General features: G+C 47.6%; 27 protein-coding genes and 1 tRNA gene. 15 read left to right on the top strand and 13 right to left on the bottom strand.

The genetic code is table 11. The annotated features are described in order from the left end of the window. Positions 1–10 precede the first annotated feature (10 nt). The 9 genes from K7H09_RS15055 to K7H09_RS15015 all read left to right on the top strand — a co-directional run bounded on the left by K7H09_RS15055 (position 11) and on the right by K7H09_RS15015 (position 9,207). A complete protein-coding gene (locus K7H09_RS15055; protein WP_141441176.1) occupies positions 11–913 on the top strand; it encodes a phosphoribosyltransferase in 903 nt (300 codons plus the stop codon). Positions 914–1,060: 147 nt separating this feature from the next. Next, the gene (locus tag K7H09_RS15050) at positions 1,061–1,879 is read left to right on the top strand and encodes a glycosyltransferase family 2 protein (RefSeq protein WP_027959262.1); all 819 of its coding nucleotides are present in this window, start codon (positions 1,061–1,063) and stop codon (positions 1,877–1,879) included. A 262-nt stretch (positions 1,880–2,141) separates the two neighbouring features. Further along, the gene (locus tag K7H09_RS15045) at positions 2,142–3,101 is read left to right on the top strand and encodes a glycosyltransferase family 2 protein (protein WP_230805085.1); all 960 of its coding nucleotides are present in this window, start codon (positions 2,142–2,144) and stop codon (positions 3,099–3,101) included. Positions 3,102–3,145: 44 nt separating this feature from the next. Continuing rightward, complete coding sequence (locus K7H09_RS15040) at positions 3,146–4,072, top strand: glycosyltransferase family A protein (protein ID WP_230805084.1); 927 nt, start codon at positions 3,146–3,148, stop codon at positions 4,070–4,072. 196 nt (positions 4,073–4,268) lie between these two features. Continuing rightward, on the top strand, positions 4,269–4,775 hold the full coding sequence (locus K7H09_RS15035) for a hypothetical protein (RefSeq protein ID WP_230805082.1): 507 nt from the start codon (positions 4,269–4,271) through the stop codon (positions 4,773–4,775). Then, a complete protein-coding gene (locus K7H09_RS15030; RefSeq protein WP_230805080.1) occupies positions 4,772–5,044 on the top strand; it encodes a hypothetical protein in 273 nt (90 codons plus the stop codon). The genes K7H09_RS15035 and K7H09_RS15030 overlap by 4 nt, the downstream gene beginning before the upstream one ends. Before the next feature lie 169 nt (positions 5,045–5,213). After that, positions 5,214–7,262: an acyltransferase family protein gene (locus tag K7H09_RS24555; RefSeq protein WP_041158423.1), complete on the top strand. Its 2,049-nt coding sequence runs from the start codon at positions 5,214–5,216 to the stop codon at positions 7,260–7,262. Beyond that, positions 7,263–8,210: a glycosyltransferase gene (locus K7H09_RS15020; RefSeq protein ID WP_230805078.1), complete on the top strand. Its 948-nt coding sequence runs from the start codon at positions 7,263–7,265 to the stop codon at positions 8,208–8,210. A gap of 238 nt (positions 8,211–8,448) precedes the next feature. Beyond that, the gene (locus tag K7H09_RS15015; RefSeq protein WP_009286560.1) at positions 8,449–9,207 is read left to right on the top strand and encodes a DUF3750 domain-containing protein; all 759 of its coding nucleotides are present in this window, start codon (positions 8,449–8,451) and stop codon (positions 9,205–9,207) included. Positions 9,208–9,387: 180 nt separating this feature from the next. Here K7H09_RS15015 and mntR read toward each other — a convergent pair whose 3' ends face one another. Beyond that, positions 9,388–9,867: a manganese-binding transcriptional regulator MntR gene (gene mntR, locus K7H09_RS15010; protein WP_022523680.1), complete on the bottom strand. Its 480-nt coding sequence runs from the start codon at positions 9,865–9,867 to the stop codon at positions 9,388–9,390. 160 nt (positions 9,868–10,027) lie between these two features. Between mntR and K7H09_RS15005 the strand changes: the two genes are divergently transcribed. Beyond that, positions 10,028–10,165, top strand: coding sequence for a hypothetical protein (locus K7H09_RS15005; protein WP_155705819.1), 138 nt, complete (start codon positions 10,028–10,030; stop codon positions 10,163–10,165). A 116-nt stretch (positions 10,166–10,281) separates the two neighbouring features. On the opposite strand, the gene K7H09_RS15000 is transcribed toward K7H09_RS15005, so the two are convergent. The 4 genes from K7H09_RS15000 to K7H09_RS14985 form a co-directional block, all read right to left on the bottom strand. After that, complete coding sequence (locus K7H09_RS15000) at positions 10,282–10,629, bottom strand: P-II family nitrogen regulator (protein WP_027959268.1); 348 nt, start codon at positions 10,627–10,629, stop codon at positions 10,282–10,284. Positions 10,630–10,644: 15 nt separating this feature from the next. Next, positions 10,645–11,433, bottom strand: coding sequence for a Na,Li,K/H(+) antiporter subunit UmpB (gene umpB, locus K7H09_RS14995; RefSeq protein WP_009286562.1), 789 nt, complete (start codon positions 11,431–11,433; stop codon positions 10,645–10,647). After that, entirely contained in the window at positions 11,430–12,197 is a 768-nt protein-coding gene (locus K7H09_RS14990) for a DUF1538 domain-containing protein (protein ID WP_230805074.1), read from the bottom strand. Before K7H09_RS14990 ends, umpB begins: the two co-directional genes overlap by 4 nt. A 242-nt stretch (positions 12,198–12,439) precedes the next feature. Beyond that, entirely contained in the window at positions 12,440–13,648 is a 1,209-nt protein-coding gene (locus K7H09_RS14985; RefSeq protein WP_039858333.1) for an MFS transporter, read from the bottom strand. A gap of 166 nt (positions 13,649–13,814) precedes the next feature. Here K7H09_RS14985 and K7H09_RS14980 point away from each other — a divergent pair, with 166 nt between their 5' ends. Then, positions 13,815–15,164, top strand: a complete 1,350-nt coding sequence (locus tag K7H09_RS14980) for a Na+/H+ antiporter family protein (RefSeq protein ID WP_041158427.1) — start codon at positions 13,815–13,817, stop codon at positions 15,162–15,164. A gap of 66 nt (positions 15,165–15,230) precedes the next feature. Here the strand turns inward: K7H09_RS14980 and K7H09_RS14975 are convergent, their stop codons facing one another. The 4 genes from K7H09_RS14975 to K7H09_RS14960 form a co-directional block, all read right to left on the bottom strand. Continuing rightward, a complete protein-coding gene (locus K7H09_RS14975) occupies positions 15,231–15,962 on the bottom strand; it encodes an RNA methyltransferase (protein WP_027959272.1) in 732 nt (243 codons plus the stop codon). A 200-nt stretch (positions 15,963–16,162) separates the two neighbouring features. Next, positions 16,163–17,806 carry a chaperonin GroEL gene (gene groL / locus K7H09_RS14970; protein WP_230805072.1) on the bottom strand — a complete coding sequence of 548 codons (1,644 nt, stop codon included), beginning with the start codon at positions 17,804–17,806 and terminating at the stop codon, positions 16,163–16,165. Between the two features lie 85 nt (positions 17,807–17,891). Continuing rightward, positions 17,892–18,185, bottom strand: coding sequence for a co-chaperone GroES (locus tag K7H09_RS14965; protein ID WP_027959273.1), 294 nt, complete (start codon positions 18,183–18,185; stop codon positions 17,892–17,894). Between the two features lie 235 nt (positions 18,186–18,420). Continuing rightward, complete coding sequence (locus K7H09_RS14960; RefSeq protein WP_039858336.1) at positions 18,421–18,906, bottom strand: FxsA family protein; 486 nt, start codon at positions 18,904–18,906, stop codon at positions 18,421–18,423. 181 nt (positions 18,907–19,087) lie between these two features. Here K7H09_RS14960 and K7H09_RS14955 point away from each other — a divergent pair, with 181 nt between their 5' ends. Further along, entirely contained in the window at positions 19,088–19,849 is a 762-nt protein-coding gene (locus K7H09_RS14955) for an SDR family oxidoreductase (protein ID WP_027959275.1), read from the top strand. Positions 19,850–19,960: 111 nt separating this feature from the next. On the opposite strand, the gene K7H09_RS14950 is transcribed toward K7H09_RS14955, so the two are convergent. From K7H09_RS14950 to K7H09_RS14940, 3 genes are all read right to left on the bottom strand, one after another. Continuing rightward, positions 19,961–20,947, bottom strand: a complete 987-nt coding sequence (locus K7H09_RS14950; protein WP_027959276.1) for a hypothetical protein — start codon at positions 20,945–20,947, stop codon at positions 19,961–19,963. 49 nt (positions 20,948–20,996) lie between these two features. Next, on the bottom strand, positions 20,997–21,656 hold the full coding sequence (locus K7H09_RS14945; protein WP_027959277.1) for a hypothetical protein: 660 nt from the start codon (positions 21,654–21,656) through the stop codon (positions 20,997–20,999). 336 nt (positions 21,657–21,992) lie between these two features. Continuing rightward, a tRNA-Leu gene (locus K7H09_RS14940) sits at positions 21,993–22,077 on the bottom strand. An 83-nt stretch (positions 22,078–22,160) separates the two neighbouring features. Here K7H09_RS14940 and K7H09_RS14935 point away from each other — a divergent pair. After that, complete coding sequence (locus K7H09_RS14935) at positions 22,161–22,865, top strand: ComF family protein (protein ID WP_027959278.1); 705 nt, start codon at positions 22,161–22,163, stop codon at positions 22,863–22,865. Between the two features lie 54 nt (positions 22,866–22,919). After that, positions 22,920–23,894: a serine/threonine protein kinase gene (locus K7H09_RS14930; RefSeq protein WP_009286566.1), complete on the top strand. Its 975-nt coding sequence runs from the start codon at positions 22,920–22,922 to the stop codon at positions 23,892–23,894. Between the two features lie 45 nt (positions 23,895–23,939). Here the strand turns inward: K7H09_RS14930 and K7H09_RS14925 are convergent, their stop codons facing one another. Beyond that, positions 23,940–24,500 carry a hypothetical protein gene (locus tag K7H09_RS14925; protein WP_230805070.1) on the bottom strand — a complete coding sequence of 187 codons (561 nt, stop codon included), beginning with the start codon at positions 24,498–24,500 and terminating at the stop codon, positions 23,940–23,942. 391 nt (positions 24,501–24,891) lie between these two features. Here K7H09_RS14925 and folE point away from each other — a divergent pair, with 391 nt between their 5' ends. Continuing rightward, entirely contained in the window at positions 24,892–25,443 is a 552-nt protein-coding gene (gene folE / locus K7H09_RS14920; protein WP_022523664.1) for a GTP cyclohydrolase I FolE, read from the top strand. Positions 25,444–25,549 lie beyond the last annotated feature (106 nt).

Below are 25,549 nucleotides of genomic sequence, written 5' to 3'. Positions count from 1 at the left end.
AGAAAACTTAATGCAGATTCAGTTCAAGTCATATGGTGATCTCGGCAGGGATATTACAAAGAATTTTGAAAAATTTTCTGGTGACTGGGACTTAGTCGTCGGGGTACCAAGAAGTGGTATGGTTCCCGCCTACATGATTGCACTTGCACTAAATATAAATTGTACGGATATTTCATCCTGGGTTAATAATTATCCATTGAAAAAAGGGCTTACGAGATGCGTGAGAAAAGATTTGAACTCTCCCTGGGAGGCACAAAAAGTTCTTATTGTAGACGACAGTATAATGACCGGAGGTTCAATAAGAAACGAAATTAACGCGCTCCCCGATTGGTTAGCAGCACGTGCATCGACACTGGCTATTTACTCAGGCAAGCCAATCAGTAGTGATGTAGATATTATTCTTGAATTTCTTCCCCATCCAAGAGCTTTTGAATGGAATATATTTCATCATAATGTAATGAGTAGGTCTTGTATTTGTCTTGAGGGGATGATGTCAGAAAACGAACTTTGTGATGATACAGGTACTACACGCTTTCGTTACCTTCCTTCAAGAGATATCGATACAATCGTTACGTCTCAGAGTGAGTCAAACCGACATAAGGTAGAAGCTTTACTGATGGATAACGGGGTTTCGTATCGTAATCTCGTTATGAAGAAAAATAATAAGAATGTCATGACTATTGATTCGCAGGTGAAATTCAAGGTTGAGACTTTTGTTGCATCCACGGCGGACTTGTTTGTCGAGTTTAATTCTTATCAAGCAAAACTAATTTGTCGAGAAGCAGGTAAGCCTGTTTTCTGTTTTAGTGATAGCCGTATATATAATCCTGAAGATCAGCTTGGGGCTCGTTTTGCCAAGAATAAAATAAAATTATTGATATGGAAAGTAGTCAATATGAAATTTCGCCGATAGAAAAGAGATATAAATTATTTTCAGGCTAAATAAATTGTTAGTTCTGTAGTTAATATGCTAGTGAGTTTTTACTGTTTGTTAGTGATAATTATTATTAATAGAAAAAGTTATCATCATCAGCTTGTCTGATGCCATGGAGGTGGCCTAATGAATCAGATTGATATTTCTGTCATTATGACTGTGAAAAATGGATCCAAATACCTGGAATCAAGTCTTTCTTCCGTTTTTTCTCAAACCTATCTACCTAAAGAAGTTGTTGTGGTCAACGATGGGTCAGACGATGATACCTGGGAAGTGCTCAAGAAGTTACGTCACATGGCCCCTGTCCAGGTTCAGTTAGTGGATACGCAAGGTGTTGGTCGTGCGCGGGCGCTTAACATTGCTGTCAATCATACTCGTTATCCGTGGCTGGCCAATATCGACGCAGACGACCAATGGCTACCCGAAAAATTGGCGCAGCAGGTCGCCACTATAAGCCTATTTCCAAATGTGGAGCTTGTCGTAACAGCTAGCCAGATCGTTTATGGAGAAGGGGAAGGGGAGTTAGTTATTAGTAGAGGATTCTCCGTCACACCAATGGGGTGTGATAGTTTTTATGTTAACAATCCAATAAATCATAGCTCTATATTGTTCTCTCGACGATTTTTTGATGAGGTTGGAGGGTACGATGAAGCATTGTTTAGACAGGTCGATATAGACCTGTGGGTACGCGCTCTGAGAAAAGGTTTTATATTTTACCAAGTGGATTTACCGCTAACAGTTAAACGACTTCACGAAGGACAGAGCTTTGAAGTCGGAAATCGATTGAGTTATACATTTAATTCATTGAAAATTAGTCTAAAAAAATTACGACAGCTTAAAGCTCCTTTCTACTATTTTCCAATTGCTTTTGTTAAATTTTTTTATAATAACATTCCAAGAAGCATCCGGCGTCGCTTGAAAAGGGTGAGCCTTTGGAAATTATAATGATGCTCATCTTTGATATGCTTTAGGGATCGCGCCTGGAATAGCATAATCCTAAATAATTAGCGACATAAAGTGTGTATGTTCTCCATTTGCATTTTACGAATGCACGAAATTCCAGGCTTCTCTTTATGCCAAACAAAAATGTTTATTATATTAAAATGGCAACTAAGGTCAGGTGCTGCCGTATTAATCGCATGTATATGTTAGCCAATAATTAAACGCTGTATTGAGTTTTCAAGGGCATGATTATGCAGGGGACACTATGAGCAAGGTGATCGCGGTGATACTCACCTACAATCGGCAGGATTTGCTACAGCTATGTTTAGCTGCCATTTATTCACAAACATGCATTTGTGACCAGGTGATTGTGGTCGATAATGCTAGCGATGATAATACACAAGAAATGCTAAGTGAATTGGACTATCCGAATCTAAAAGTGTATTTGCTGTCGCAGAATGTAGGTGCTGCAGGTGGATTCAATGCTGGGTTTCGTCTCGCATATAAGGAAGGAGCTGATTATATCTGGATGATGGACGATGATGTCATTCCGGAGCCGTTTGCCTTGCAAAGATTAATTGAAGCAGATAATACCTTGGATGAAAATGGTATTGACAGAGCCTACCTGATCTCTACTGCTTTTACAGAAAATGGTTATGTAACTAATTCACCTTCTATCAACAAAAAAATTAATCATATTGGATATAAAGATTGGCCAAAATTTGCTCAATATGGTGTTGTCTCCGTTGATCGAGCAACTTTTGTATCTATTCTTGTTCCCCGCGGTACCATTGACAGGTATGGTTTGCCTATTTCCGATATGTTCATATGGGGCGAGGATACTGAATATACATTAAGAATAACGGAAGATGTTCCCGGGTTTGTTGTGGGTGCCAGCAAAGTGATGCATTTACGGCAGGAGAAAGGAGTGCTAAATATTATTTCTGAAAATAGTGAGGTGCGCCTTAAGTATTATAAGTACTTAATAAGAAATAGAATATTTGTCACAAAAAAATATCGTCCAGCTCATGTCGTAGTAAAAATTATGTGCTTAGATTTATATATGATATTAAAATTATTACGAAGAAGACAGTTAAAAAAAGCTGGTATTGTAACAGCTGGGTTGGTTGAAGGTTTTTTGTTTTCACCTGAAATTGAATACATTGATTCACCGGTTAAAAGTCAATGTCTTCCATTGAGAGTTTATAAATGTGAAAGTTTATAGTTTTTTGGCTAAAGTTGGCTAATAGCTTAAGACGAGGTGAGTTTATGTATAAGTTTTCTGTCATAGTGCCTGTTCATAACAAGGCTTCAACTTTGTTGGACTCTCTCTCGTGTCTTTATAATCAGACCTTTAAGAATTTTGAAATCATTGTCGTTGATGATGCCTCTACAGATGGGTCTCTCCAGATTTTATTACAAGAGGAACGCAAGGGTAAGCTGCGACTGTTCCAGCGAGATAAGCCTGGCCCAGGCGGCTACGCAGCACGCAATTATGGAGCACAGCAGGCAACAGCTGAATGGTTGGTTTTTTTTGATGCCGACGACCTGCTTGTGTATGACCACCTTTCAAGGTTTGCTAATGCTATTTCCGAAAACCCATCTGTTAATCTTTTTGTAAATGCATTTCGGAAGATGGAAGGAAATATAGTAATTCCGAGAAGTGAACCTTTAAAAAATGGAGTCATGAGTCGACAGGAAGCTTTAGCAGCGTTCTCACGTTCTGATTTCATTCACATGAACGGCGCTTGCATACATAAAAATACATTCATGACCCTTGGTGGTTTTCCTGTTGATCGATACCGACGTGCTGGGGATGTTTATTTTTGGTTAAAAGTTATATGCAGTCTTAAAATGGTTCACTATGATCCCACCGTTACGAGCATGTGGTTGCTTCATAATAGTGGCGTGGTAAGCGACAAAAATAATATGATTCAAATTCATCCTTGCTTAGACTTAAAGAGTGAATGTGAAGTTGACCTATCGTGGCTTGAAAAACATTATCTAAATGCCGCCATTAATCGTAAAATATTGTCATGGGCGGTTGAAAAAAAGATAGTTGGAAGGTCAATTAAGAAAGATATATGCTCATTAATACTATTTAGTATGCGGCCCCGCCAGTGGATGACTTTGGCGACTCTAATAATACCTCAGCCATATTACTGTAGATTACGGGATCGTGTGCTAAGTGGTTAAAAATCGTATCTTCTTTTTATTGCAGAGATTTTTTCGAAATTAAAGTGATAAAGTAAACTATCTAAATAACGGCGCAATTCTCAGAGGATTCGCGGGAACTGTTGTGTCGCTAACACTAACTATCCTGTCTGACGTCAGCATATCTCAGCGAATAATAATAAATCTATGCAAGATCTTCCTTATTAGGTGATTAGCCATGACACAATTAGAATTCATCGCAAAAAACTGGTTAGGTCGACTGCGTACTTTTGAGTATAAGGCACATTTTTTTGTGAAAGGTGTCTTTGATTATCAGATAGAGAACGCAAATAAATCACTTTTTATAGAAGTTGTAGGGTGTCCAGGGGTGGGAAAGAGTACTCTGATAGATTATATGGAAGAAAAGAGGTTAATTAAAGGTTTGATTCGTGCAAGATTGTGGATTGCCAGACTACAACGTAATACGAACATCGATAGTGCTTATAAAAGAATTTTAGATTACAAGTTAATAAGTTTGGAGAATAAAAAATCAAGGTTTAAGTATTCCCAGTACGCTATTACTCCAAGAGCAATAGATAAATATGTTGAAGATAAAAAAATCCCGACTGTCTTGCTAATAGACGAAGGCCTTTTTCACCACTTCAAATATGAAATTAGTGATAATTGGGGAAAGGATAAAGCTTTATTTAGTAAGCTGATGGAAAAAGGGTTATTGTGCATATGACCGCTCGGCCAGAAATTATAGCGGAGCGCATTCTTAAGCGTTATAGGAAGACTGGTAACCTGTTGCCATATTATAAAAATAAACATGAATATGAAATTGCTGAATATTGTAGAAAAGCTCAAAAAAAAAGAAAGAAAGTGATCGGGGAATTTGAGAAAAGAGGAGTACCAGTGTTAACGGTTAATGCTGAAGATGGTGAGCAAGCGAATACGAAACACATAGATGATTTTATCAAAATACTAATGAATGATTACTTAGGAGCTAATTGATTTAACTCGAGGTTGGTTTTTCTAGAAAATACCCGTTGATGAGTAAGAAAATTATCTATTTTTGCCGAAAACTCCTTTACGCAGACTTTAAACTCTCCTCTGGAGGCCCTCAAGGGCATCTGTGGGTAGATGTGTTGAATGTTTTTGCTATTTATTAAGGAGGATAGAAGTGAACAAAACGTTTGATGTTTATACTCTCGATAACAAGTATCGTAAGGATATTCAAGGAGTTCGTGCCATCGGCGCGATACTGGTGCTTGTTTTCCATATCTGGTTTCAGAAGGTATCTGGAGGTGTCGATGTATTTTTCGTTGTATCTGGTTTTCTAATGACCGGAATGTTGCTTCGTCAGTATGCAAGGGATGGTAATATAAAGCCCTTTCATTTTTGGGGAGGAATTATTAAACGGGTGGCTCCATCCGCTTATGTTGTACTCTTAACGACTTTTATTCTCAGTTATTTTTTCGTACCACCTGTTTACTGGGTGGCTACAATACATGAATTTATTTTTAGCGCAGGACATTTAGAAAACTTATTGCTAATAAGAAGAGAGGTTGATTACTTACAAATTGGAGATCCAGCAAGCCCTTTTCAACAGTATTGGGCACTATCAATTCAAGTGCAATTCTATGCCTTTCTCCCTTTGCTTATTGGGCCACTATTGTATATTTCAAACAAAATGAAATCATTGATACCTTTAATGTTGGGAGTTTCTATAGTTTTTTTTATTTCTTTTGTTTACTCGTTGGTCTCTACGCATTTTACTCCTAACACAGCCTATTTTAATCCTTTAGGAAGAGTCTGGGAGTTTCTAGCCGGTGCCTTGGTTGCTATATTTATCCCTTATATTAAGTTGAATAAAAAAACGGCATCAATCATCTCTTTTCTAGGTATTTTTATTCTCTTTAGCATCGGTATAGCATTTCCTAGCGACTGGAATTTCCCTGGATATGTCGCGCTATTTCCTGTTGTTTCAGCTGCTTTTATCATCATTTCAGGAAACGAATCTGAAAAACGTACACTGGTGAATAGGTTATTGTCAAATCGATATCTTGTCATGTTGGGTGCCATGTCTTTTACCATTTACCTTTGGCACTGGCCGATATTGGTTTTTTTTCAGCACTATTATGAAACAACAAACTTAGGCGTTGTAAAAGGTATGACCATTGTTGTATTAGGAGTTTTGCTGGCTATTATTACGACCTGGTTGATTGAAAAGCCTTTTAGGAAAATACCCAAGTCTAGGGTTTGGATCTCCTATATTGCAGGTTTTTCATTTTTCATTCCTTCGGTTACGCTTGGGTTGGGTGCTAAATACTATATTGAAAATCTGCATGATGTAAAAGTTGATTTTAAAAGATCTGCATTCGAGGGCGATGAGATTTCTATACAAGACGATGCTTCCAATTTGAACTATTGGTATGTTACCGCCATTTCTAATGACTTAGGCGAGACCATGGACAGAGATAATGGTTGTGCTACGGTCATTACAGAGTCCAAAATTTCATCTTGTGATTTTGGAGATACCTCTTCAGGAATTGTAGTCGCACTCGTAGGCGGGTCGCATATAGGTCAGTGGGAACCTTTTTTCTCGAGTCTAGGGAATGAATATGGATTTAAAGTGGTAAGTATCATAAAGAATTCTTGTTCCCTTGGCTATGAAATTGTGGAAGGTAATGATACTTGTAAGTTATGGAATGAAAATATCGTTGATTATTTAAGTGACCTGTCCCCTGATCTTGTTATAACAAACTCGACGAGGTCGAATCGTCCCCGTGAGAATAGATTAGTAGTAGGGAATCCTGTTGAGTTTGTTCCTTCTGGACATGTGGAAAAATGGAAGGAAATATCTGCTTTAGGTATTCCTGTAATGGGTATAAGAGATAACCCTTGGTTTGAAAGTGATCCAAGCTATTGCGTTTGGAAGAACCGTCATGAGGCAAGCCTATGTGCTCGACCTATTGAAGAGGTGTTGCTATCTGTTAATCCTGCAGATGCGTATGTAGGTGAAATACCTCTGTTTATCTCAATAGACTTTACCGAATTAATTTGTGTTGAGGGATTATGTCCGGCATATTTTGATGAAAGATTGATGTGGTCTGATACCCACCACCTGACACGAAATTATCTGGAATATATCACCCCAAGCCTGAAAGCTTCGCTTGAGCATCAGACGTCAATTTTTCAGGTTTTTAATAATTACGGGGAGAGCAACTAAATGTTCATTTATGAATTTGAAAAAGCGGTGAAATGTAAAAGTGCGATAGAGGATGCAGGTGGGGTTACGAAGGTTCGCAGCCCAAGAGCTTCAGTAATTGTGCCTACTTATCATGATTGGGCTCGATTGAAGCTGTGTGTTAATGCTTTGAAAAACCAAACATTTCCCCAGGATGATTTTGAAGTTATTATCGTAAATAATGCACCAGAAGATACACCACCTGTTGATTTCTCTTTGCCTCACAATTTCTGTATCATTAAAGAGGGAAAGCCGGGATCATATGCTGCAAGAAATGCAGCTTTAAAATTGGCGAAAGGTGAAATTATTGCTTTTACTGATTCTGATTGTATTCCGGATCCTTACTGGTTGGAAGCTGCTGTTAACCATTTTGATAAAGGTGTAGAGCGAATAGCAGGTAAAATAGAGCTTTTTTTTAAGTCTGATAAGCTCACCCTAGTCGAAATTTATGAGAAGGCTTTTGCCTTTGATCAGGAAAAATATGCTCAGACTGGAGGAGCAGCAACTGCCAATATGATTACATTGGCGAAACACTTTGAGACGGTTGGGCTTTTTAACGATACATTAATGTCAGGAGGCGATAATGAGTGGGGCTGGCGAGCAAAAGATAAAGGTATATCTATTGAGTATGCTCCAGACGTTATTGTAAATCATCCTGCTCGTGCCGATATGAAAGCTATGCTAAAAAAACGCAAAAGGGTGATCGGTGGGGAAGTATGCAATAAAAATAATGCTTCTAAAAATACCTTTTTTTTAATTCTTCTTAAAGGCTATTTTCCTCCACGAAGACAGTTAAATATTTTTGGTAGAAAAGGACTCTCATTTTCTAGAAAGTTTTTGGCATATTTGTTGTGTTATTACTTTAAGATTTACTCAACTACTTATAAGTTAGCCTTGCTAATAGGTATTGCAAAGCCCGAGAGATCTTGATCAATAAAATGAAATGTTGTTGACTCTGTATCAGGTTCATAAAATATAAACCCTCCATAAATATTGGAGGGTTTTTTTTGGTATAAATTTTTCTTTAATTTTTCAAGTGGTGCCTGAAAAGTAGCTTACTGTACTGTTGATCATACTCTATAGAGCACATGGAGTCGTTGGAATCTATACTTGCACCCATTGAGCTATCGCGGTAATAAGCAGATAATCTCCAATTACGGATAATGCGATAAAAATGCTAATGCGTTGGCTTCATAGTCTAGTGGCGCTGTTAGCGTTGCTGTTAGCGGGGCCTGTTTGGCTATTGGCGAGTAATCAGGTGGCGACCGATGGGCATTGGTCGTCGCTGGATCGGTCATCTGCTGGCATAGCGCCTGATCCAGCGGTGAACGCTGAAGCCGTCGTTCAGGTATATTCAGCCCGGGCTTATAACTGGCGCGGAGCGTTTGGCGAGCATATCTGGATTGCGACCAAGACTGAAAACGCCGATAGTTACCGACTGCATCAGGTGTTGAGCTGGCGGCGTCCCACGGTGGTGTCTTCAATCGACACGCCTGATCGAGCCTGGTTTGGCAGTCCTCCTACACTGTTGGCTGACTATCGCGGCGAGGCGGCTGCACAGATAATACCGCAGATAGAGGCCGCCGCCGCTGACTACCCACAAGCTGAGCTTTATCGAGTGTGGCCTGGCCCGAACAGCAATAGCTTTATTGCCTGGGTTATACGCGAAGTGCCAGGCTTTGAGGTGACGCTCCCGGTAACTGCTATTGGTAAGGATTATATTTTCAATGGCGTTTTTGCTGCTGCGCCCAGTGGCAGCGGTTACCAGCTGTCTTTGGGTGGGGTGGTTGGCATTATGTTGGCGCTTGAGGAGGGCATTGAACTTAACCTCCTGGGCTTGAGCTTTGGTATCGATGTTATGCGACCCGCTTTGAAATTGCCGGGCATCGGGCGGTTGGGGATGCCCGTCAAGGTAACAGAAGGTTGATCAATAAGAGTAAAAAACTGTGTTTGCAGATACTTTTTATTAAACTAGTAACTACTGGGCGCTGATGACACCAAGCTGCGTTGCTGACATTATCCAAACCACTTATTTGGAAATGATTTGGAACGGCGCCATCACCCAGGTGAATCAATTGCGTTTTCCCACTGATGAGGAGTAGTGGGGTTAGCTGTTTTGCTGCTGCTCGGTAAAGCGCTGCATAATGGCGAGGGTTTCGTCGCTCACATGGTGCTCCATGCCTTCAGCGTCAATACGCGCAGTCGCATCTCTCACCCCAAGGGCGCGTAAAAAGTGCAGCACGATATCGTGGCGAGCGCGTGACGTTTCCGCCATTTTTTGACCCGCTTCGGTTAGAAACAGCGAGCGATATGGCTTGCTAGTAACCAACTCCAGCTCATTTAAACGCCGAATCATTTTTGAAACCGTCGCCTGGCTGACCGCCATACGGCTGGCAATGTCCGCCGCGCGCGCTTCGCCGCGGTGGGCCAGCAGGTCGCCAATTAGCTCAACGTAGTCTTCAATCAGTTCGGTTTCGTGGGCATTTCGCACCGTTGCATACTGCTGGGCATGCTGCTCCACAGGGGGCAGGGCATCTCCAGGAATGCTTGGGGCAGTCAATGAGGCGTTCGGATTAGAATCAGTCATTGGTAAATTATATCGGAAGCAGTGGGAACAATCATTGGATAGTCGCTGGGATAGTAACGTATTTTTGTGCAATATTGTTAGCCTAGGCTAAACTATTTGCACAATGCTTTCTTGTTGAGCTGCAATATACTTATCGGTCATGTACAAAAAAGGAGAGACAATGAGTAAGCGCAATCTGGGTATGGCCTTGAGCCTACCGCTATGGCTGAGCGCTGCACTAGCCTGTACCGAAGCGCCCAGTGCCGAAGCGCAAGAGAATGCGACTTCTCCTTCCCTACCATCGTGGCGGGTTTGGTAACGGTGGGTATCATTTTAGTGGTGGCGATGCTTTGCTCGCCCAAGCACAGCCTGTTGCTGCGCCAGTGGCGTCGCTGGCGCATGTGCTGAAGCCCAAGACTAGCATCCCCTATATAGCTAAGCTTGATCCGCAGAATCAGAAAGCGATTTGATCTGATTTTTAACGCCCACAGCGTCTTCGACGTCCAATTGAAAGGCGATACCTGTACCGGGGGTCTCATCAAATTCGCCTACTTGGGCGATCGCCTCGAGAATGTGGCGGCTGCGGTGCTCTTCTGCCAGGAACAGAAGCATATCCCGCTGCGCGGTAATCTCCATGCCAAAAATGCCTTGCGCTTTATTAAGCCCTTCCCCGCGGGCGTTATTGATCACCGTGGCGCCGGTAGAGCCCGCGTGGCGAGCGGCTTCAAGAATAGAGTCGGTTAATTCGTCTTCCACCATGGCAACTATCAGTTTAAAGCGCATCGTGATCTCCTTTTCCTAACCACTTGCTTTACAAGAGGGTAAGTCATTTGCTGAGCGTGTCCGCGTGGCTCGCCATTGAGCAATTTGGGCGTAGCCCATCACGGTAATGATGGGGAATAAACAGGCAAGCGCGATCATCCCGAACCCATCCATTACCGGGCTGCGCCCAGGGATTTCAGTTGCAAGGCCTAAGCCTAACGCAGCAATAATCGGTACGGTAATAGTTGACGTTGTGACGCCGCCCGAGTCGAATGCCAGCGGAATGATGGATCTGGGCGAGCGCAGGGTTTGAACAATGACCAGCAAGTAAGCGGCGAAAACGAACCACTGTAAAGGCCAGCCCATCACAATACGCCAAGTACCTAGGGTGATCCCAAAGGCCATACCGAGTGCAACCGCAATGCGCAGCATCAAGGGATCAATCGTGCCACCGGAAATCTCTCCTGCTTTCAGCGAAACTGCAATGAGCGATGGCTCGGCAATGGTAGTACTGGCGCCAATAGCAAAGGCGAAGATATATACCCAGTAGTAGTCACTCCAATGCCGCTGGGCTCCCTCGGTTAAGCTTGGCAAAAAATCATGGTTGGTGAGCTGGGTGGCCATTAACTCACCCATTGGAAACAGTGCTTGTTCCAGGCCGACTAAAAAAAACGACAGCCCCACCCAAACCATAAGAAAACCAACCAAGACCTGCGGCAGACGCTTTACAGGTTTGCGGATGACCAAGTATTGGAAGCCGAAAACGATTGCAGCGATAGGCAAAATATCCAGCAGCGTTCCCCAAAAAGTGGTGATAAGGGTCATGGATCGACTCCTGGTATCAGGTGAATGCCAACAATGCCAAATATCAGCACAAAAATAATCGGCATCACTGATGCCAATGCAATCAGCCCAAAACCATCGAGCATCGGGCTGCGGCCTTTGATTGAAGACGCCAAGCCTACGCTCAATGCTGTCACCAGCGGCACCGTGATGGTAGAGGTTGTGACACCGCCAGAGTCATAGGCAATGCCAACCATCTCTGCGGGGGCGAGCAGGGTTAACAACAGCACTAGCACGTAGCCAGCAATAATCATGAAATGTAGCGGCCAGCCTTTAAAAATGCGTACCACGCCTATGACTACCGCTAAACCCACAGACGCTGCCACTACCATGCGAAGCGCAAAGGCAAAGCTGTTTTGTGCACTAACGCTGTTATCGATAAGTCCGCCTTGGGCAACAACTTCAGCCGCTCGGGCAGCGATGGCGATCAAGGCTGGCTCGGCGACGGTAGAGCCAAGCCCCAGTGCAAAAGAAAACACCAGTAGCCATGTTATTGAGCCTTTATTTACGAATGCTCGCGCTAGGTTTTCGCCCAATGGGAATAGTCCCAGCTCAAGCCCTTTAATAAAAAGGGTCAGACCTAAAACAACAAACACTAGGCCTAAGGCCAGGTCCATCAAGGCGAGAGAGTCGGGCAGTGGCTGGCGAATCACCACTAACTGGAAAAATGCCATCACCAATACCACCGGCGCAAGGTCGCGCAGGCTATCTTTAAGTTGGCGAGCGAGCGATACCACAAGATCCATTAAATTTTCCACGAGTCAGGGGGATAGCAGCGCTGAAGCACTATCTCATTAATGCCAGAGTGTAGAAGGAAAGAGTATCCAAAAAGTTGATCCTGCGCATAAAGATGAGCGTGAGTGCATTTAACAAAGCCGGCTACCTAATAGCAGCAGCGATGGGTCTAACCTGTGCCAGCCCCACCATGCGAGTATTAAACAGCTAAACAGTAGAGTTGCCACCATGGCCTTGAGTAAATTATTGCGTGTCATGGGATCACCGTTGTTGACTGCGAGCGCTCGAGCGGCTTTTCATTGATAAACCAATGCAGTGCAGCAGCGACGACCGAGAGCACAATAGCAATTTGCCAGACCGTATTGTAGTTGCCAGTAAGGTCATAAAAATAGCCACCCAGCCATACACCCATAAAAGAGCCTAACTGGTGAAACAGAAATACGATGCCGCCCAGCATGGAAAGGTGACGAACACCAAACACGGAAGCCACAATGCCGTTGGTTAATGGTACGGTAGAGAGCCATAGAAGCCCCATGACGATACCAAATAGGTAAGCGCTGGTTGGGCTTAACGGCAAATAAACAAACGCCGTAATCACTACGCCGCGAATCAAATAGAGCCAGGTTAGCAGCTTGGGTTTTGACCAGATGCCGCCCATCCAACCCGCGGTATAAGTGCCAACAATATTAAACAGTCCCACTAAGGCCAGTACCGTCGTACCCACCTTTACCGCCAGGCCGTTATCGAATAAGTAGCCGGGGAGGTGCACGGCAATGAACACCACCTGAAAGCCACAGACAAAAAAGCCTAAACAGAGTAGCCAGAAGCCTTTTTGGCCTGCTGCTTCGTTGAGCGCATCTTTGAGGCTTAAATCGGATGCCGTTTTGGCGGAGGGCTTGTCGCGCAGCATTGCCCCCAGGGGCAGAATGATGGTCGCGATAGCTGCCATCGCCATCAGCGCTGCGGCCCAGCCGAGCCACTCGAGCAAACCCAGAGTGCCAGGCAGCATGGCAAATTGCCCAAACGAGCCCGCTGCGCTAACGATCCCCATGGCCATACTGCGTTTTTCAGGCGCCACTGCGCGCCCCACAGCACCTAAAATAACCGAGAATGTGGTACCGGAGAGGCCAAGGCCAATCAACAGCCCGGCGCTGACCGTCATGCCTAGTTCTGACGTAGAGAGGCTCATAAACAGCAGCCCCAAGGCATACAGCAAGCCGCCAACAACGATAATCCTGGCCGCACCGAAGCGATCCGCGAGCGCCCCGGTAAAGGGTTGCGATAAGCCCCAAACCAGGTTTTGTAAGGCTAGTGCAAAAGCAAATACACCACGCCCCCAGCCGAGCTCGCTGCTGAGGGGCTCCATAAAGAGCCCGAAACCATGGCGTAAGCCCATGGCCGTGGAAATAACCAAGCTTCCCAATATAATCAGCAGCAGTGAGTGGCGAAGAACGAAGGCCATGATGTTCTCTTTGTTGGCAGGCTAACAGTTAGCTCACTATCGCATGCGTTGTGCGCTTTTAGAAGCTAGGAATAGGTAAGTAAGGCAGTATTAGTTTTATGCTATTAATCTGCTAAAATCCGCCCCCTTCGCCGTTAATGACCTCTCAATAGCTCTAAGGATTTTCATGAATGCAGTAATTCTTGCGGTGCTGGTGATGGTGGCGCTATCGCTGGCGCGTGTCTCGGTGGTATTTGCGTTAGTGGTGGGCGCTTTAGTCGGCGGTTTAGTGGGCGGGTTGTCACTAGAACAAACTCTGGAAGCCTTTAATACAGGCGTGGGCGGCGGGGCCCAGGTGGCGCTGGCCTACGCCACTTTGGGGGCCTTCGCTGTGGCGATCTCTCGCTCTGGGCTACCGGATATGCTGGCTAATCGTTTGATTACGCTGCTGGGTAAAAAAGAGGCAACCGTTGCGCAGCAGACGCGGGTCAAAATGCTGTTGCTAACGGCTGTGTTGTTGGTGGCTATTTCTTCTCAGAACGCTATCCCGGTACATATTGCCTTTATACCGGTGCTGATTCCGCCGCTATTAACCGTGATGAACCGCTTAAAGTTGGATCGACGCGCGGTGGCCTGTGCGCTCACCTTTGGTTTAACGGCCCCTTATATGCTGCTGCCGGTAGGGTTTGGGGCGATCTTTCTAAACGATATTCTTTTGGCCAACTTAAATAGCGCTGGGGAACCGCTGGGTTTAGAGATCACCCGTGGCATGGTGCCGCTGGCCATGGCAGTACCGGTAGGGGGGATGGCGCTGGGGCTAATCGTTGCGCTATTTTGGAGTTACCGCCGCCCGCGTGAGTATCAGGCCGAAGATATCGCTAACGCCAACGTTGCCGAAGGCCATACGCCCGCTAAACCTCATAGGCTGGGGCTTGTGATGTCTGGAATAGCTATTGTCGCAGCGCTCGGTCTCCAGCTTTATAGCGGCTCGATGATTTTGGGGGGCTTGGTGGGGATTGGCCTGCTTTCAATGGGCGGTATTTTTAAATGGCGCGAAGCAGACGATCTATTTACTAGTGGTATGCGCATGATGGCGCTGATCGGTTTTATCATGATCTCCGCAGCGGGCTTTGCTGAAGTCATGAAAACCACGGGAGAGATTGATGCCCTGGTGTCAGGAGCTTTTTCACTCTTTGGCGATAACCGTGGGCTAGCGGCGCTGGTGATGCTGTTGGTAGGGCTATTCATTACCCTGGGTATCGGCTCGTCGTTCTCAACCATTCCCATTATTGCTGCCATCTTTGTGCCCTTGGCGGTACAGTTTGGCTTCTCTCCCATGGCCACGGTGGTGCTGGTGGGTACGGCAGCGGCGTTGGGTGATGCAGGCTCGCCTGCCTCTGACTCTACCCTGGGCCCCACTTCAGGCCTTAACGTTGACCGTCAGCACGATCATATGTGGGACAGCGTGGTGCCAACGTTTCTGCACTACAACATTCCGTTAGTCGGCTTTGGCTGGCTAGCGGCAATGATGCTCTAAAAGCCTTATCTTCAAACTAAAAAGGGACAACTTGGTTGTCCCTTTTTAGTCGCTTTAACTCTATCACTATTTAGGCAGATGACTTTCAAACGCGCTTAATAGCCCACGCAGAAGCGAAAGCTCTTTGCGGCTGGGCTGAGCGCGAGCGAATAGGGCTTGAAGCTGCTCTTCAGTGCGGGCATGTGGCTGGGTTAAAAAGCCACTTTCCTGCATTAAGCGGCCCAGATGCGCTTGAAAGTGTAAGAACTGTTCGCGGCTGGGTGGCGTTGCCTCCAGCGGGCGCTGATAAGTAAAACCGCTCCCATCACCTTTACGCCAGGCGCGATGTACTTCATAAGCGAGTATCTGTACTGCCTGGGATAGATTCAGAATACCGTAATCAGGGTTGGCAGGAATGCTGACCTGATGCGTGCAGCAGCGAATCTCATCGTTAGTCAGCCCCGAACGTTCACGCCCAAACACCAGTGCCACCGGCGCCGTTTGAGCGTTCTGGATGACGTCTGTTGCCATCTCATCAGGTTCGTCAAAGTGGGGAAGGGGCAGGCTGCGCAAGCGTGCACTGGCACCCACGACCTGCACGCAGTCGTTAACGGCTTCCTCCAGCGAGGTAACCACCCGCGCACTCTCCAGGACATCAGTGGCACCCGCCGCTAGCCGATTCGCTTCTTCATCGGGGAATAGGCGCGGATTAACCAGCACCAGCTCGGTCAGGCCCATGGTTTTCATGGCTCGCGCGGCAGCGCCGATATTGCCGGGATGGAAGGTCTGAACGAGTACGATACGGATATGCTGCAACATGCGCTGGTGCCCAGTAGTGAAAATGTAGCTTAAAAAAATCGCCCAGATAGTAGCACGTTCGGCCCTGGAAATGGCTGACAAAACGCTATCGACAACCTCACGCCTGTAGGCGCCTCAAAACGCAAGAACCCCGCACAAGGCGGGGTTCTTGTTGACAGCTAAATGCTAGCCGTCGATAGAGCGAAGGGCTCAGGGGTGCATTACATCATGCCGCCCATACCACCCATTCCGCCCATGCCACCCATATCAGGTGCAGCGTCTTTCTCTTCAGGGTCTTCTGCGATCATGCACTCAGTGGTGATCATCAGGCCAGCAACAGAACCAGCGGACTGCAGTGCAGTACGGGTTACTTTCGCTGGATCCAGGACGCCCATTTCAAACAGGTCGCCGTACTCGCCGGTTTGTGCGTTGTAGCCGAAGTTGCCTTCGCCATCTTTCACACGGTTAATCACAACGGCAGGCTCTTCACCAGCGTTGGAAACGATTTGACGCAGTGGTGACTGCATAGCGCGTAGCGCCATGTTGATACCGTGATTCTGGTCTTCGTTATCGCCAGTAAGGCCCTGTACTTTGGCCATTACGCGAACCAGTGCTGTACCGCCACCTGGCACCACGCCTTCTTCAACGGCTGCACGAGTAGAGTGCAGAGCGTCTTCAACACGGGCTTTCTTCTCTTTCATTTCTACTTCGGTGGCAGCACCGACGCGGATAACGGCAACACCGCCTGCCAGTTTGGCAACGCGCTCTTGCAGTTTCTCTTTGTCGTAGTCAGAAGAGGTGTCTTCGATTTGCGCGCGGATCTGGCTAACGCGTGCTTCGATATCGCCTTCTGCACCAGCACCATCGATGATAGTGGTGTTTTCTTTAGACATCGTCATGCGCTTAGCAGTACCCAGGTGATCCAGGTTGACTTGCTCAAGCGTCAGGCCGACTTCTTCAGAAATGACCGTGCCGTTAGTCAGAATAGCGATATCCTGCAGCATGGACTTACGACGGTCGCCGAAGCCCGGTGCTTTAGCAGCGGCTACTTTAACGATACCGCGCATGTTGTTTACAACCAACGTTGCCAGGGCTTCGCCTTCGATATCTTCAGCGATGATGGCCAGTGGCTTGCCTTGCTTGGCAACAGCTTCGAGAACCGGCAGCAGCTCACGGATGTTGGAGATCTTTTTATCCACTAGCAGGATGTAGGGATCTTCCAGTTCAACCGTCATGGTGTCCTGGTTGGTAACGAAGTAGGGCGAGAGGTAGCCGCGGTCAAACTGCATACCTTCAACGACTTCCAGCTCGTCTTCAAAGCCACGGCCTTCATCAACAGTGATGACGCCTTCTTTGCCGACTTTTTCCATCGCTTCGGCGATGATTTCACCGATGCGTTTGTCGCCGTTTGCAGAGATAGTGCCTACCTGAGCAATCGACTTGGTATCGGTGCAAGGTACCGACATGGCTTTGATTTCTTTAACCGCGGCGTTGACCGCTTGGTCGATGCCGCGCTTAAGATCCATCGGGTTCATGCCCGCCGTCACGCCTTTCAGGCCTTCAGCGATAATGGCCTGGGCCAGAACAGTAGCGGTAGTCGTGCCATCGCCTGCAGCGTCAGAAGTCTGTGAAGCGACTTCTTTCACCATTTGCGCGCCCATGTTTTCGAACTTGTCTTTCAGTTCGATCTCTTTGGCAACAGAAACACCGTCTTTAGTAACGGTGGGGGAGCCGAAAGATTTTTCCAGTACTACGTTACGGCCTTTCGGGCCGAGGGTAACTTTTACCGCGTTGGCGAGAACGTCGACACCGCGGGCCATGCGTTTACGAGCATCATCGGAGAACTTAACTTGTTTAGCTGACATATCTGCTACTTCCTAATATTGAATGCAAAAACGTGAAAGTAAATAGTCGAAGCACTGGTTAAATAAGTACCAGCTGCAACGATGCTTAGCCTTCAACAACGGCAAGAATATCGGCTTCGCTCATGATCAAGACTTCTTCGCCGTCGATTTTTTGCTTCTCGACGCCATAGCCATCTTTAAAGATCACGTTATCGCCAACCTTAACGTCTAGCGGACGGACATCGCCATTTTCCAGAATGCGACCATTACCGACGGCGAGTATTTCACCGCGTGTCGGTTTTTCTGCTGCATTGCCCGGAAGCACGATGCCGCCTGCGGTTTTTTGCTCTTCTTCAACGCGACGGACGATGACACGATCGTGCAAAGGACGGATATTCATTCACGTTCTCCTGAGTATGGTTGAAGCCCTGGTGAGGGCGGTTAGCCTAAAAGTGTTCTCGAGGGAGTAACCCGCGAGAAGTGAAGACCTCACGGTCTTCTTTGTTAATGGCAGCTACCGTCTCGATCGCTGCCGAATTTGTGTGCTGAATGAAAAATGGGGGCTGCGAATGGCCTTTCAAGGGGGCGAGTAATAAAAAAATTGCTTTTCCGCTGAATTTCTTCCGAAGAAAACCTCAGCGACGGCGTGGGGGCTCATCTCGACTAATAAAATCACCTTCAATCGGGCCATCCTGTTGTGAAGACTGGCTGTTTTGATATTCATTGGGCCGAGCTGATGAAGCGCTGGGGCCTTGCTGTTGTCCGGCAACTTTTTTAAGCCCCAGCCAGGTAAGTGCTTTGAACATCAATTGCCGCGCGCTGGGGATCAAGCATGCCAAGCCTACTGCATCAGACAAAAAGCCTGGGGCCATTAATAAGGCACCGCCGAAGATAAGTGCAGCGCCAGTTAATAGCTCACTGGAGGGGAGTTCACCAGCCTCCATGCGCTGGCGTGCCCGCGCAAAGGTGGATACACCCTCTTTACGAATCAGATGTAGCCCGGCAAAACCTGTGCCGAGCACTAAAAGTAGGGTGGTGAGTAGGCCGATCTGGCTGCCAATCGAAAACAGAACCACAAAATCCAGTAGAGTGAAAAGTGATATAAAAATAAGAATAGGCATGGCTAACTCCCGAAAAAGCGACTCGATAACAGTCGTAAATGCGTAATATGGTGACATAAATATAAATAGCAAGCAGCTGACATGACGTATTCCAGCGATGATGTAGCTCGATTTATGTCCATAATTCTTCTATGCTGCGATGCACAATGAAGCTGGTTTAATCTTTTGTAAGGAGTCACGAATGGTACTTACCGATAAAGTCATTGCAGTCACGGGTGGGGCGCGAGGGTTGGGTTATGCCATGGCGCTGCGCTTGGGCAGGCAGGGTGCACGCATGGCGCTATTGGATATGAGCGCTGAAGCGCTTGATCAGGCAGTATCGCAACTTGCCGCTGAAGGTATCGATGCCCAGGCGTTTGTGGTGAATGTCGCCGAAGAAGCCTCCGTGACTCAGACGTTTGCCGATATCGCGCAACGCATGGGGCCTATCAGCGGTTGTGTCAATAATGCGGGCATTACCCAGGATGCGCTGCTGGTAAAAGCCAAAGAGGGGCAAGTGGAAAAGCGCATGTCCTTAGAGGCTTGGCAAAACGTTATTAATGTCAATTTAACTGGCGTTTTCCTGTGCGGTCGCGAAGCCGCCACTCAGATGATTGAAACCGGACATGAAGGCGTGATCGTCAATATCTCCAGTATTTCCCGGGCAGGCAATATGGGGCAAAGCAATTACGCTGCCGCAAAAGCGGGCGTACATGCGTTGACAGTCACTTGGAGCCAGGAGTTGGCACGCTATGGTATTCGTACCGGCACCGTAGCGCCTGGGTTTGTGGCTACCGAAATGACCGCTGCGATGCGTCCTGATATGTTGGAGCGTATCTCGTCAAGCGTGCCGTTAAAGCGTTTGGGTGAGCCCGATAATATTGCCCAAAGCGTTGCCTTTATTATGGAGAACGACTACTTCTCTGGGCGCATCATCGAGTGTGACGGCGGTTTACGGCTATAGTTTCTTGGCCGTGGTAAGACAAAGGCGTGTTGCATAGGTGGGCGGCTCTAAAAGGCCGCCCGCGTTGCGTGTGTAGATGAACGTGTGAACTCACTCATCTGTACATAACGCTTAAAAGTAGTCGTGGCTAATTTTGCGCTGAAAATACATCTCAAGGCGCAGGGTCATCGCCCAGCGTGGGTCGTAGCTGACATCGCGCTGGAAGTGTAGCTCCGGAATCACATCGGCGAATAAAATACCTTTATGAAGATCACGGCGGTAGCGCGTCTGAAGGTAGTAATTAGTCATGCGAGGATTGGACACACTTTCGCCGATGGCGATAGCCGAGTAGCGCAGTGCACTGCGGCGGTTGATGCGGTGATTGATTTCGGCAACTTCACTGTACTCCAGTTTGTCTTCTTCCTCGCGCCACTGAACTGTCGAGATAAAGCGTAAATGGCGGCGTTTGCTCAACGGTCGGCCGACATCCCAGCGTGTGCGCGCTGAGTAGCCTTCATTGTTGAACCATGAGACGCGGTTATTTGACTCAAGCTGCCACGGCCCTTCACCCAGTTGCCACAGGCGCTCGCTGGTAAAACGCACGTAGGGGTCAAGAGGGAGGCGCAGGCGAACACCGGCACCTACTCGATTGCTCCAGTTTTCGCGTTTATCTCGGCTTTCTAACCAATCCAGGCCGAGCGTAGAGCTGCGACGGTCACGCTGGTCATTGGCAAGGCGCCCAGAGCCCTGCTCTTCTAGGGTGCCTTGCGACTCTTCCGGGTCACTCTCGATGACCAGTCGCAGGCGATCCTCTGAGGTAGGTAGGTCAATACGGTAACGAAGGGTGGTGTCGCCGCGGGTGCCATCCCCCTCCATCCAATCAATCTCTTGGCCGAAACGTAGATAGGACTCGTTGTTGACCTGCATATGGTCGTCAGTGCCAAAGAATCCATCGATGCGGCGCGATGTGTTATCAACCCAGTTGCCTACACTTTCACGAAACGGCTCAATGCGCTCTTCCGCCCACTCGGGTAAGTCACTATCTTCCTCTTCGGCATACACATTCGTCGAAACCGTAGTGAGTAGGCCAAGCCAGCAGAGGGTTAACAGTTTATGCATCGTCGATAGTCTCGGTAATGGGGCGTCGCTGCTTAACAATAGCGTTTATTTAGCGTGCTTTATGGGTCTCAATCTCTTTTGCCCACTCCAGCACACGCTTGCGTTGGCCACGGCTATTGAGTCGATCCGTATCGACGCTCGCCGGGATAAGCTGGTGATTGGGTGGCGCGTTAAGGTCGAGGTTAAAGGTTCGTGACGCGCCTGTCGGCATATCCTCGGAGCCATAAATAGCGATAACGCGAATTTCAAGCTGAATATCCTGCTCTTGCAGTAGATTATCATCGATTTCCCAATAATCTTTAACCTGATTCACAATATCACCAAACGATTGAATGTTCAGATAATCCCCGGAAGCTAACGGGCCTTGATGAGTGCGGTAGCTGGGTTCTTGTTGCTCACCTTTCTGTTGGCTACCCGTTTGCTGTTCACCACCGTGCTGCTGGTACTCCACTACGTCAAGGGAGTAACTGCCCTTTTGGGTATGCAGTACCGCTACCAGGTGTTGAACATAGATCGCTTCGCTGCTCATATTGCTAATTAAGCAGATGGAGTCCACGCCGATACCCTTGCCGCGATTAATGATCACGCGGGGGCGACGCTGTCGCACATAGCCGTTATAAAGTAGCTGGGCGTAAAATACCCATACAAAGAGTGTGCAAATGCTCGCTACAGCCGAGATTGCCTGAGCATTATCGTTGAGCCATTCCATTATATGAGATCCTTCTCATTGTTATTGGTGTTAATCCCTGACACGGGCTTTTGAGGATAGCCATTGAGGGAGGTTGGGTAGCATTATTTAGGAATAGAGACTAGCGGAAAAGTGGGGGTAAGTCAGCCAAATCGGCCTTTGATAGAGGTAGTATTGAGCAAATACCAGACACACAAAAAAATGGCATTAAGCCATTGGTATTTTTCAAACGAAGATAAGGTATTTTGCGAAGAATACTGACCAAAAGCTATCCAGGTAGCGCTAACATCAAGCTGTTTGGAAGCTATTCAAAATACAAGAGGGGTTGTGCTAACTTCTTGAAAACTAACAAGTAATTGGTGCGGATGGGGAGACTCGAACTCCCACACCTTACGGCACTAGAACCTAAATCTAGCGTGTCTACCAATTCCACCACATCCGCTAAGACGAGGCGTATATTATCAAATTTGTGATAGAAGTCAATCAATGATTTGATATTAATGCATATGGCAGTCAGGAGAGGGCATGGCATTAAAGGGGTGGCTACAGTGGGGTAGTAATTGGGTAAAGCAGGCCATGCCCGGCTACTGCGCATTTTGTTTGGCGCCGGCATCCGCAGGGCAAGGGTGGTGCGCAACCTGTTTGTACGAGCTGCCGTGGAACCTACATGCCTGTCGCCAATGCGGTGACCCAGTTGCTCATGGTACAAGCTTGTGTGGGCACTGCTTAGTTGACCCACCGGCATTTTCGACCACCCAAGCGGGGCTGTTGTATCAAGGGTCGATCAAACAGTTGGTGCATGATTTTAAATTTCATGCTTCTCCGCGGGCGGGCACGCTATTGGCTGAATTGATGCTCTTAACCCCGCCGATAGACCTGGGAAACGCACTTCTATCAGTGCCTATGACTACCACGCATGCGTGCACCCGAGGATTTAACCAGTCGCACTGGTTGGCCGAACATCTCAGCCGCCAGCTTGGAATTCCAATGGTGTCGGCCAAACGGATAAAGGATTCCCCCTCCCAGCGCACGTTGAACCGCCGCCAACGGGCTGCCAACCTGGCGGGTGCCTTTGTCTTTGAATCACCGCCCCCGGCGCATTTGTTAATAATCGATGATGTGGTCACCACCGGATCCACAGGCAACGCATTAGGGCGCGCTGCGCTGGAGGCAGGTGCCAAACGTGTTGATATTTGGGCGGCCGCACGGACACCGTTAGGTAAGGATTGATAGAATAGTCTTTTCGCTTATTCATTAGCTCTTTCGCCAACCCAGGAGTGGCCTATGTCACACCCGTTTAGCTCTCTTTCGCCTGATTTAGTGATGTCTGCAGTGGAGTCGCTGGATATTTGGCCTGCAGGCGAGCCTTTTGCGCTAAATAGCTATGAAAACCGTGTACTGCTATTTCGCGATGACGATGGCAAGAACTGGATTGTTAAGTTTTATCGGCCTGATCGTTGGTCAGACAGTGCGATTCAGGAAGAGCATGATTTTCTGCAGGAGCTGGTAGATCAACAGGTGTCGGTCGTTGCCCCTTGGCGTGATAAGGCGGGGGCGTCTTTACACTATTTTAAGGGCTTTCGGTTTACGCTGTTCCCCCATTGCCCCGGCCAGGCGCCAGAGCTTGATAATCCATCGCACCTATTTGCCATGGGGGAGTTGCTGGGGCGGTTGCACCAAGTGTCAGCTAAAAAAACCTTTCAGCATCGCCCGCGTTTAGAAATGGCGAGCGGTATTCTTGATGCTCAGCAGCGCGTGCTGGCCAGCAATTGGATGAGCCGTCATCAGCGCCGGGCCTATGACCGTGTGATCGAAAAGGTTCACCAGCAGCTCCTAAAACATAATGTGCCCGCCAGCAGCATGATTCGCTGCCATGGCGACTGCCATTTGGGGAATGTGCTGGGGCGTGACGAGCAGTTTACCCTAGTCGATTTTGACGACTGCACCATGGCGCCCGCCATGCAGGATATTTGGATGCTACTGCCCACCGATGACCCGCAGGGATGGCGATCGCAGTTAAGTGAAATTACCGAAGGGTATGAAGAGACGTGCCCGTTTCCTAGCGAGCAGATGGCGCTTATCGAGCCGCTTAGGAGTTATCGGCTGATCAGGCATTCGGCGTGGCTGGTATCACGTTGGGAGGATCCCGCTTTTCCTCGGGCGTTCCCCTGGCTGGCGGATAGTGGCTACTGGGATCAGCATATCCGCCAATTAGAGCAGCAGTGCCTTCAGTTAGAGAACCCACGCTGGCTGGCGTAATGAAGTTTCAGCTCACCACTGACTTGTGGCGATATTAGAACAAGGTCAATCAGGCACGGCTTCTTCGCGAGGCACAGGGTTGGCGATACCTTCTCCGTCTGCTTGGCGACGCTGTTCGTTAAGTTCTGCAGATGGATTATCCAGTTCTTCAATCTCTACGGGTTGATCCAGTGTAAGAAGGAATGTCTGACCAGGGGAGAGCGCGCACTGTGAATCTTCGCAGGCGATACCGTATTGGCCATCTTCGCCATAAGCGCTGGCGCTAAATTCGCCAGTGAAAATATCGCTGTCAGCGTCGTGTGTTTCAATACAGGTCGCCTCTTGGGTGGTAACGCGAATGCGCTCATCAACCCGTTGCGCACTGCCTACGATAACGCAGTATTCCGGTAAAGAGTGTGAGGCGCTAGCAGCCTGAGTAGGGTGTAGCAAAATATCGTTAAGGCGCGTTTGGTTTGATTTAAACGCAAGCTCTTCCACAACCTCTACGCCGACGGTTGCCTCATTGGGCAGCGAAAGCGTAGCGTCTGCAGCGGTAGCCAAGAGCGGTGTAGCAAGAAAGGGGGCTGCAAGGGCGGTTAACCACAAAGGCGTTGGTTTGAATGACATGGCGAGCTCTCAATGTTGGCGCCTGCAATAAAGGCAGTTAAATAAAAACGCTTTATTATATCACAGGCATTGGGGGGACAAATTGAGTGGCGCGGCGCTCTGACGCAGTTCAAGGCTGCGCAAAAAAGCCCCTGAGTGAGGGCCAGCAGTTTTCGTACAAAGCCTGGGGAGCCACAGGCAGCCTAGATGCGGTAAAATACACTCTTTGCTTAATACTCGTTGTGCAGTGCTTTTTTAAAGTATACCTTTTGTACAATGAAGGTGGTGGATGACGCCGATTAATGTCCTCCTAATAATGATGTTACTTTTCATGCGCAAAAGGGGATGACCTTGGTGACCGCCTGGAAGCGATTGCGCATCGTTTTTGAGATAGCTATTGATGAGGCTAAATATGTCCGATGATATCGCCGAGCACTACCGCCAGATAATCTCAGCACTTGGGGAAGACCCCGCCCGGGAAGGTCTGCGAGATACGCCTAAACGTGCGGCCAAGGCCATGCAGTTTCTCAATGCGGGCTACACTCAGTCATTGGACGACATTATCAATGGGGCGGTGTTTGAGTCGCAAACGGATGAGATGGTGTTGGTAAAAGACATTGAGCTCTACTCAATGTGCGAGCACCACCTGTTACCGTTCATAGGCAAATGCCATATCGCCTATTTGCCTAACGGCAAAGTGTTGGGGCTATCTAAATTTGCCAGAATCGTCGATATGTATGCTCGCCGTATGCAGATTCAGGAGAACCTAACCCGCGAGATTGCAGAGGCGGTGCAGGAAGTGACCGAGGCAAAGGGCGTTGCTGTGGTTATTGAAGCGCGGCACCTCTGCATGATGATGCGTGGCGTGGAGAAGCAAAACTCCAGCATGACATCGTCTGTCATGCTGGGTGGATTTCGTCAAAACCAAGCAACCCGGCAAGAATTTTTAATGCTCATTAGCTAACGTGTACGGTTGTCATTGACCGATTATGCACGCCGTAAATTTGGTTTAAAGGGGTGTTTCGTCTTAGCATGAAGACGTTAATGAGCCTACAAGGCCATCATTTTTG

The organism is Halomonas sp. IOP_14 (assembly GCF_021021315.1).
Taxonomy (GTDB): Bacteria; Pseudomonadota; Gammaproteobacteria; order Pseudomonadales; family Halomonadaceae; genus Vreelandella; species Vreelandella titanicae.
Note: the sequence above shows the minus strand (reverse complement) of the source record. Positions and strands in the feature narration are given on the sequence as shown.

Excerpts from the sequence above, each read along its gene's own strand:
- K7H09_RS15055 (WP_141441176.1), top strand. The coding sequence starts at position 11 with ATGCAGATTCAGTTCAAGTCATATGGTGATCTCGGCAGGGATATTACA.
- K7H09_RS15050 (WP_027959262.1), top strand. The coding sequence starts at position 1,061 with ATGAATCAGATTGATATTTCTGTCATTATGACTGTGAAAAATGGATCC.
- K7H09_RS15045 (WP_230805085.1), top strand. The coding sequence starts at position 2,142 with ATGAGCAAGGTGATCGCGGTGATACTCACCTACAATCGGCAGGATTTG.
- K7H09_RS15040 (WP_230805084.1), top strand. The coding sequence starts at position 3,146 with ATGTATAAGTTTTCTGTCATAGTGCCTGTTCATAACAAGGCTTCAACT.
- K7H09_RS15035 (WP_230805082.1), top strand. The coding sequence starts at position 4,269 with ATGACACAATTAGAATTCATCGCAAAAAACTGGTTAGGTCGACTGCGT.
- K7H09_RS15030 (WP_230805080.1), top strand. The coding sequence starts at position 4,772 with ATGACCGCTCGGCCAGAAATTATAGCGGAGCGCATTCTTAAGCGTTAT.
- K7H09_RS15020 (WP_230805078.1), top strand. The coding sequence starts at position 7,263 with ATGTTCATTTATGAATTTGAAAAAGCGGTGAAATGTAAAAGTGCGATA.
- mntR (WP_022523680.1), bottom strand. The coding sequence starts at position 9,867 with ATGACTGATTCTAATCCGAACGCCTCATTGACTGCCCCAAGCATTCCT.
- K7H09_RS15005 (WP_155705819.1), top strand. The coding sequence starts at position 10,028 with ATGAGTAAGCGCAATCTGGGTATGGCCTTGAGCCTACCGCTATGGCTG.
- K7H09_RS15000 (WP_027959268.1), bottom strand. The coding sequence starts at position 10,629 with ATGCGCTTTAAACTGATAGTTGCCATGGTGGAAGACGAATTAACCGAC.
- umpB (WP_009286562.1), bottom strand. The coding sequence starts at position 11,433 with ATGACCCTTATCACCACTTTTTGGGGAACGCTGCTGGATATTTTGCCT.
- K7H09_RS14990 (WP_230805074.1), bottom strand. The coding sequence starts at position 12,197 with ATGGATCTTGTGGTATCGCTCGCTCGCCAACTTAAAGATAGCCTGCGC.
- K7H09_RS14985 (WP_039858333.1), bottom strand. The coding sequence starts at position 13,648 with ATGGCCTTCGTTCTTCGCCACTCACTGCTGCTGATTATATTGGGAAGC.
- K7H09_RS14980 (WP_041158427.1), top strand. The coding sequence starts at position 13,815 with ATGAATGCAGTAATTCTTGCGGTGCTGGTGATGGTGGCGCTATCGCTG.
- K7H09_RS14975 (WP_027959272.1), bottom strand. The coding sequence starts at position 15,962 with ATGTTGCAGCATATCCGTATCGTACTCGTTCAGACCTTCCATCCCGGC.
- groL (WP_230805072.1), bottom strand. The coding sequence starts at position 17,806 with ATGTCAGCTAAACAAGTTAAGTTCTCCGATGATGCTCGTAAACGCATG.
- K7H09_RS14965 (WP_027959273.1), bottom strand. The coding sequence starts at position 18,185 with ATGAATATCCGTCCTTTGCACGATCGTGTCATCGTCCGTCGCGTTGAA.
- K7H09_RS14960 (WP_039858336.1), bottom strand. The coding sequence starts at position 18,906 with ATGCCTATTCTTATTTTTATATCACTTTTCACTCTACTGGATTTTGTG.
- K7H09_RS14955 (WP_027959275.1), top strand. The coding sequence starts at position 19,088 with ATGGTACTTACCGATAAAGTCATTGCAGTCACGGGTGGGGCGCGAGGG.
- K7H09_RS14950 (WP_027959276.1), bottom strand. The coding sequence starts at position 20,947 with ATGCATAAACTGTTAACCCTCTGCTGGCTTGGCCTACTCACTACGGTT.
- K7H09_RS14945 (WP_027959277.1), bottom strand. The coding sequence starts at position 21,656 with ATGGAATGGCTCAACGATAATGCTCAGGCAATCTCGGCTGTAGCGAGC.
- K7H09_RS14935 (WP_027959278.1), top strand. The coding sequence starts at position 22,161 with ATGGCATTAAAGGGGTGGCTACAGTGGGGTAGTAATTGGGTAAAGCAG.
- K7H09_RS14930 (WP_009286566.1), top strand. The coding sequence starts at position 22,920 with ATGTCACACCCGTTTAGCTCTCTTTCGCCTGATTTAGTGATGTCTGCA.
- K7H09_RS14925 (WP_230805070.1), bottom strand. The coding sequence starts at position 24,500 with ATGTCATTCAAACCAACGCCTTTGTGGTTAACCGCCCTTGCAGCCCCC.
- folE (WP_022523664.1), top strand. The coding sequence starts at position 24,892 with ATGTCCGATGATATCGCCGAGCACTACCGCCAGATAATCTCAGCACTT.